This window comes from Chitinophaga sp. (genome assembly GCF_036569125.1).
Lineage (GTDB): Bacteria > Bacteroidota > Bacteroidia > Chitinophagales > Chitinophagaceae > Chitinophaga.
The window spans coordinates 1-5,946 of record NZ_DATCRF010000725.1 but is presented as its reverse complement, the minus strand read 5'-3'; the positions used below and the strand labels follow the sequence as shown (position 1 = coordinate 5,946).

Annotated in this window: 7 protein-coding genes; 5 read left to right on the top strand and 2 right to left on the bottom strand. The window is 48.0% G+C overall.

Translation table 11 applies throughout. The features are described 5' to 3' along the window. The 3 genes from VIM87_RS26875 to VIM87_RS26865 all read left to right on the top strand — a co-directional run. A partial coding sequence (locus VIM87_RS26875) for an N-acetylmuramoyl-L-alanine amidase family protein (RefSeq protein ID WP_331999975.1) occupies positions 1-312 on the top strand: 312 nt, incomplete at its 5' end. A gap of 333 nt (positions 313-645) precedes the next feature. After that, positions 646-990 (top strand): carboxymuconolactone decarboxylase family protein, encoded by a 345-nt coding sequence (locus tag VIM87_RS26870; RefSeq protein ID WP_331999974.1) that lies wholly within the window; start codon positions 646-648, stop codon positions 988-990. A 130-nt stretch (positions 991-1,120) separates the two neighbouring features. Beyond that, complete coding sequence (locus VIM87_RS26865; RefSeq protein ID WP_331999973.1) at positions 1,121-2,155, top strand: 2-oxoacid:ferredoxin oxidoreductase subunit beta; 1,035 nt, start codon at positions 1,121-1,123, stop codon at positions 2,153-2,155. 168 nt (positions 2,156-2,323) lie between these two features. Here the strand turns inward: VIM87_RS26865 and VIM87_RS26860 are convergent, their stop codons facing one another. Next, positions 2,324-2,962 (bottom strand): LysE family translocator, encoded by a 639-nt coding sequence (locus tag VIM87_RS26860; protein ID WP_331999972.1) that lies wholly within the window; start codon positions 2,960-2,962, stop codon positions 2,324-2,326. A gap of 93 nt (positions 2,963-3,055) precedes the next feature. Beyond that, positions 3,056-4,600: a GH3 family domain-containing protein gene (locus VIM87_RS26855; protein WP_331999971.1), complete on the bottom strand. Its 1,545-nt coding sequence runs from the start codon at positions 4,598-4,600 to the stop codon at positions 3,056-3,058. A gap of 85 nt (positions 4,601-4,685) precedes the next feature. Here VIM87_RS26855 and VIM87_RS26850 point away from each other — a divergent pair, with 85 nt between their 5' ends. Both VIM87_RS26850 and VIM87_RS26845 read left to right on the top strand, forming a co-directional pair. Next, positions 4,686-5,456: an inositol monophosphatase family protein gene (locus VIM87_RS26850; RefSeq protein ID WP_331999970.1), complete on the top strand. Its 771-nt coding sequence runs from the start codon at positions 4,686-4,688 to the stop codon at positions 5,454-5,456. 14 nt (positions 5,457-5,470) lie between these two features. Continuing rightward, positions 5,471-5,946, top strand: a 476-nt coding sequence (locus tag VIM87_RS26845) for a thiamine-phosphate kinase (RefSeq protein ID WP_331999969.1), incomplete at its 3' end; no start/stop codon positions are given.

Below are 5,946 nucleotides of genomic sequence, written 5' to 3'. Positions count from 1 at the left end.
CACCTCAACTCTTCCGTAAACCCGGTGGATATAAAGGGTACCGCCACTTATTACAAACACCCTTTTTGCGAGCCGCTGGCCCGTTTTATTTACAACCGCATGTTGGAAACCGGTTTATCAGGTTTTGGCTGCAACGGTAATTTCAATTTTATCCTCAACAACCCCACGGAGTTTCCGGATGCCCTCATAGAAACCCTGTTCCTGAGCTTTCCGGGCGATGAGGCTAAAGTATTAGACCCCGCTTTCCGCCAGCTGATGGCAGATAAGATCGTGCAGGGCGTAAAAGATTACCTGGAAGCCGCCGCTAAGTAACGGCAGCCCCACCTTAAAGGTGGGGGGCCTCCATCCCTGTCCGATTGCTGTGCAACTGGTACCCTTCCCTCCTAAAACACCCCTTTTTCCCTACTGACATTGCTGCGCAACTCTACCCCCCTACATAAAACCCTACCCTTTTCCCACCCGGCACATTCCCCATCTGCACATTTGCACACCTGCACACCTGCAAATCCCGATAATCTCCGGTTATAACCTATAACCTTTTATTATACCCTATCTCCCGCCCAGTAGTCCACCAATGAAGTAGATTATATCTATATTTGCCAATCCTTTCATAGCTTTAGCGGTGAAATAAAAAAGACGAGACGTATGGCAGATCAGATCCAAGAATTTAACGACTACAGGGCTAAGATGAATGAAGTGATCCTGGGCAAGCAGAACAAGGTTATTAACCGCCTGTTTAACCTGGATACCAATACCTATGCAGAAGGGGCGCTAAGCACCAAAGTAAAGGAAATGCTGGGCCTTGTATCGTCTATGGTGCTGCGTTGCGACGATTGTATCAAATACCATTTAGGTAAATGCCATGAACAGGGGATCACAACAGAAGAAATGTATGAGATCTTTGCCGTAGCCAACATAGTAGGGGGCACTATTGTAATACCGCATACCCGCCGTGCGGCAGAATACTGGGACCTTTTAATGAATAATTAAGAATGAATAATTAATAGGGGCTTCAGGGATGCAGTATTCCCTGTTAACAGGGACCCTGCCAGCCGCAGTACTTATTAACTATTCATTATTAATTATTAATTAACTTTGCAAACTTTTAATATATAAACGGATGTCAACAACAACTATAGCTCCGCAGGCGCTGACCGCCAAGGATTTTGCAACGGACCAGGAAGTACGCTGGTGTCCGGGGTGCGGAGACTACTCCATATTAAAACAGGTACAAACCATTATGCCGGGGCTGAATATTCCCCGCGAAAATATAGTGATCATTTCCGGTATCGGCTGCTCTTCCCGCTTCCCGTATTATATGAACACTTACGGCATGCACTCTATTCACGGCCGTGCCACGGCAATAGCCTCCGGCTTAAAAGCCAGCCGCCCAGAACTGAGCATATGGGTAGTAACCGGTGATGGCGATGGCCTGTCCATAGGCGGTAACCACACCATTCACCTGCTGCGCCGCAACTTTGACCTGAATATCATGTTGTTTAACAACCAGATCTACGGTCTTACCAAAGGTCAGTACTCCCCTACTTCCGAGGAGAACAAGGTCACTAAGTCCACTCCCATGGGTAGTATAGATCATCCGTTCAATCCCCTGGCCCTGGCCCTGGGTGCGGATGCTACTTTTATAGCCCGCAGCATGGACCGTGATCCCAAACACCTGCAGGAAATGCTGAAACGCAGCCATGCCCATAAAGGCGCCTCCTTCCTGGAAATATACCAGAACTGTAACATCTTTAATGATGGCGCTTTTGAAATATTTACAGAAAAAGGTACCCGCCCCACAGAAACCGTGATGCTGGAACAGGGCCAGCCCCTGATCTTTGGCGCGCAGAAAGATAAAGGCATCCGCCTGGATGGTTTAAAACCCGTGGTAGTAACCCTGGGTGAGCAATACAGCGCCAGCGACCTGTGGATCCACGACGAAAAGGATTTTTATAAGGCACAGCTTTTAACCCGCATCTTTGATGATCCCCGGATCGAAGGCCACCTGCCCCGCCCCTTCGGCGTGTTTTACCAAACCAGCCGCCCTACTTATGAAGAAGGGATGTCCCGCCAGATCGAAGACGCTATTGCCAAAAGAGGCCCCGGCGACCTGGATAAGCTGCTGGCCGGTAATGAAACCTGGACCATACGCTAATGTGCAGGTGTGCAAATATGCAGATGTGCAGATGATTAAAACAGGTATACCACGTAAGGGTATGCTTCAAATAAAAAAGGTGCAAATGATCACTCATTTGCACCTTTCCATTTTATAACATCTTTCAATCCATTTGCACATCTGCATATTTGCACACCTGCACATTCATCAATGCCCCAATGCCCCTACATCAAACAGCACCTTATACAACAGCACCACGCCAAACAGCACCATGCTGGCGCCGGCTATTCTATTCAGCCATACTACATTGTTCAGGGTAAGCTTATGACGGATCTTATTACTTACAAATACCTTAAAAATATCGGTAGACAGTACAAACACCAAACACAGGGTGAACATGATCAGCCGGTGGCTTACCGTAGTAGCGCTGTTAGCCACACATACGCCTAACCAGAAAATGATCACGCCGGGGTTCAGGGTATTCATCAGGAAACCCGCCAGCCAGATCTTCAGGTAATCATGCGTGCGGAACATTTCCGGTTTTTCCTCCCCGGTGCTGATCCTTATTTTTTTGAAGAACAGCCCGTACAATCCCATGCCCACCAGCATAATACCGCCTACTACGCCGATAGTGCGCTTATAATCTTCCAGGCCTTCAATAAAAGCGGTGCCCAGGTTGCCTATCAGCACAAACAATATATCGCTGAAGCTTACGCCCAGCACAAAGCTGATGCCCGCCTTAAACCCATTGTTGATGCTGTACTTAATAATGGCAAATATTACCGGCCCCACCGATAATGATAGAAAAACGCCCAGTCCTAATCCTGCTACGATTGCTGCTATCATGTAATAAAAAAAGGGTAACTGAATCGCTAAAGTTACCCATCTTTTTTAAAATGTTAAATGAAGCCCAGGTGAGCAGGCCCCATTATAATAAGTTTACTTTCCGTTAGCTACTGCTTTTGTTTCCAAAAAGTTTTGCCAATCCTTTGCTTTCTCTCCCTTCAGCACTCTTGGAAATTTATTCATGGCCCCTTCTTTGCCCTTGCAGCGCAGGTAATCAATGAACACCTCGTTGGGCAGTATCTCTACAAAGATCTCTTTTAAGGCAGCGGTTCTTTCCACGGCGTAGTCATCATTTACCTCGCTCAGCGTTTGGTCAATGATCTCGCGCACCTTGTTGCTGTCAACATTCACATCGTCCGTACCTATATACCAGCGGTGTGCAAACAGGTTCTGATACGGGAAGCCCACAATGGTAAATTCCTTTACCGTAATGCCCAGCTTCTTTTGCACCATATCAATAGCCTTGTTCATGTTATCAATGCTCATATGCTCACCGCACAGGCTCAGGAACTGTTTGGTACGCCCTACGATCACGATCTCATGCTCTTTTACAGAGGTGAACTTTACCACATCCCCTATCAGGTAACGCCAGGCGCCTGCACAGGTGCTCAGCATTACGGCATACTCCACATCCTCTACCACTTCGTGGATCATGTAGGATTTGGGATTGGGTTTTACTTCCCCGTCTGCATCAAAATTCTCCTCGTTAAAAGGAATAAATTCAAAGAAAATGCCGGCGTTCAGCACCAGCTTAATGCCTTTGGTGCCGGGCCGGGCCTGGAAACCAAAGGAGCCTTCGGAAGCCATGTACGTTTCAATAAACGTAATAGGCTTACCCAGCAGCTTCTGGAAGCTATCGCGGTAAGGCTCAAAAGATACGCCCCCGTGTATGTAAATGGCCAGGTTAGGCCATATTTCATGAATATTCTTTACGCCATGGTACTTAATAATTTCTTCCAGCACAATCTGCACCCAGGCAGGTACACCGCAAACGGTACCCACATCCCACTGCCGCGCTTTGCGCACAATGAGCTTAATACGCTGCTCCCAGTTGGGCTTTTTGGAGATGCGGCCGCCCGGCTTGTAAAAGCGGCGGAACCAGCGGGGAATGTTCTTGGCCTGTATACCGCTCATGTCCCCTTCGTAATAGTCGCCTTTTTCGTACAGGGAGGTGGTGCCCCCCAGCATCAGGATACCTTTTTCAAAGGAGCGGGGCGGTATATCAAAGTTAGCCATGGAGTAAAGCTGCTTCACCCCTACTTTTTTCACGGTGCGCAGCATGTCGCGGGTAACGGGTATGTGCTTGCTGGCTGATTCGGAAGTACCGGAGCTGAGGGCAAAGTATTTCACTTTTTCCGGCCAGCTCACATTATCCTCCCCTTCCAGGGCCTTATACCACCACTCCGCATTCATTTTGTTGTAGTTATGTACCGGTATGCGGGCCCGGTACTGTGCCATAAAGCTCGGGCTATCCAAGATCTCCTGAAACTTATAATGGCGGCCAAACTGTGTATTTTTTGCCTTTTCCAGCAACCTATGCAGTACCTGAAGCTGGTATTGGCGGGGAGTCCCTAACTTAACTGTGAACTTTTTACGGATACGCAGTGACCTGGATATGAGATTACCGATGATGGCCATTAATTTTCCTTCACGTTATTTGAAATGCAAAAATACGGTAATTAGTTATAAGTGGTGAGTAGGTGTAAATTCCTACCTTTGCGGCATGTTAAAAGCCACTTTACTCAAAGCTACAGAAGCCGGGGCAAAAATATTACAGGAATATTTCAACGGCACTTTTCAAATAGACAGCAAAAGTACGGCTAACGACCTGGTAACAGAGGCCGACAAAAAAGCAGAAACCGCTATTTTCAGCGTGATCCGCGAAACCTACCCGGACCACTATATTCTGAGTGAGGAAGCCGGGGAGCTAAGCACCGCCTCCAATATCAAGTGGATCATAGATCCCCTGGATGGTACAGTGAACTTTGCGCACGGCATTCCCCTGTGCTGCGTATCCATAGGTATTGAGCAGGATGGGAAAATGATCATGGGCGCGGTATACAACCCCTTCATGAACGAATTTTACTTTGCAGAAAAAGGACAGGGCGCTACCCTGAACAATAAGCCCATACAGGTATCAGCCAAAACCGATCTCGCCAAAGCCTGCCTGGTAACCGGTTTTCCCTATACCTGGGAAGAGGAGGATAATGATCCCGTAACCGTATTTGGCCGCTTTATTAAACAAGGGCTGCCCTTACGCCGCCTGGGCTCTGCCGCCATAGACCTTTGCTGGGTGGCCGCCGGCCGCTTTGACGGGTTTTATGAGCACAAGCTGAATGCCTGGGATTCCGCTGCCGGATTCATTATTGTGGAAGAAGCAGGCGGTAAGGTAACCGACTTTAAGGGAAACTATTTTTCTCCCCACCAGAAGAAGATCATTGCCAGCAATGGTAAAATACATGAGCAATTACTGCAAGCAGTAAACGCCAAATAGTAACAGATAAATTTATGAGTGAAGAACGCACAGAGATCAGCTCCCTGGGGGAGTTTGGCCTGATAGAATTTTTAACCCGTAACATAGAGATCCAGCAGGCCAGCACCGTATTAGGTGTGGGCGATGATGCCGCCGTGATCGATCACTTTGGCAAACAAACCGTTATTTCTACCGATATGCTGGTAGAAGGCATTCACTTTGACCTGGCCTATACCCCGCTGAAACACCTGGGCTACAAATCCGTAGTGGTGAACCTGTCGGACATATATGCTATGAACGCCACCCCTACCCATATTACTGTGAGCATTGCCTTCAGCAACCGCTTTTCAGTAGAAGCCTTAAATGAATTTTATGACGGCGTATATGCCGCCTGCGAAAAATATGGCGTAGACCTCATAGGCGGGGATACCTCCTCGTCCCAGAAAGGTTTTGTGATCAGCGTAACCGCGCTGGGTGAGGTAACGCCCGACCAGTTCGTAAAGCGCTCCAC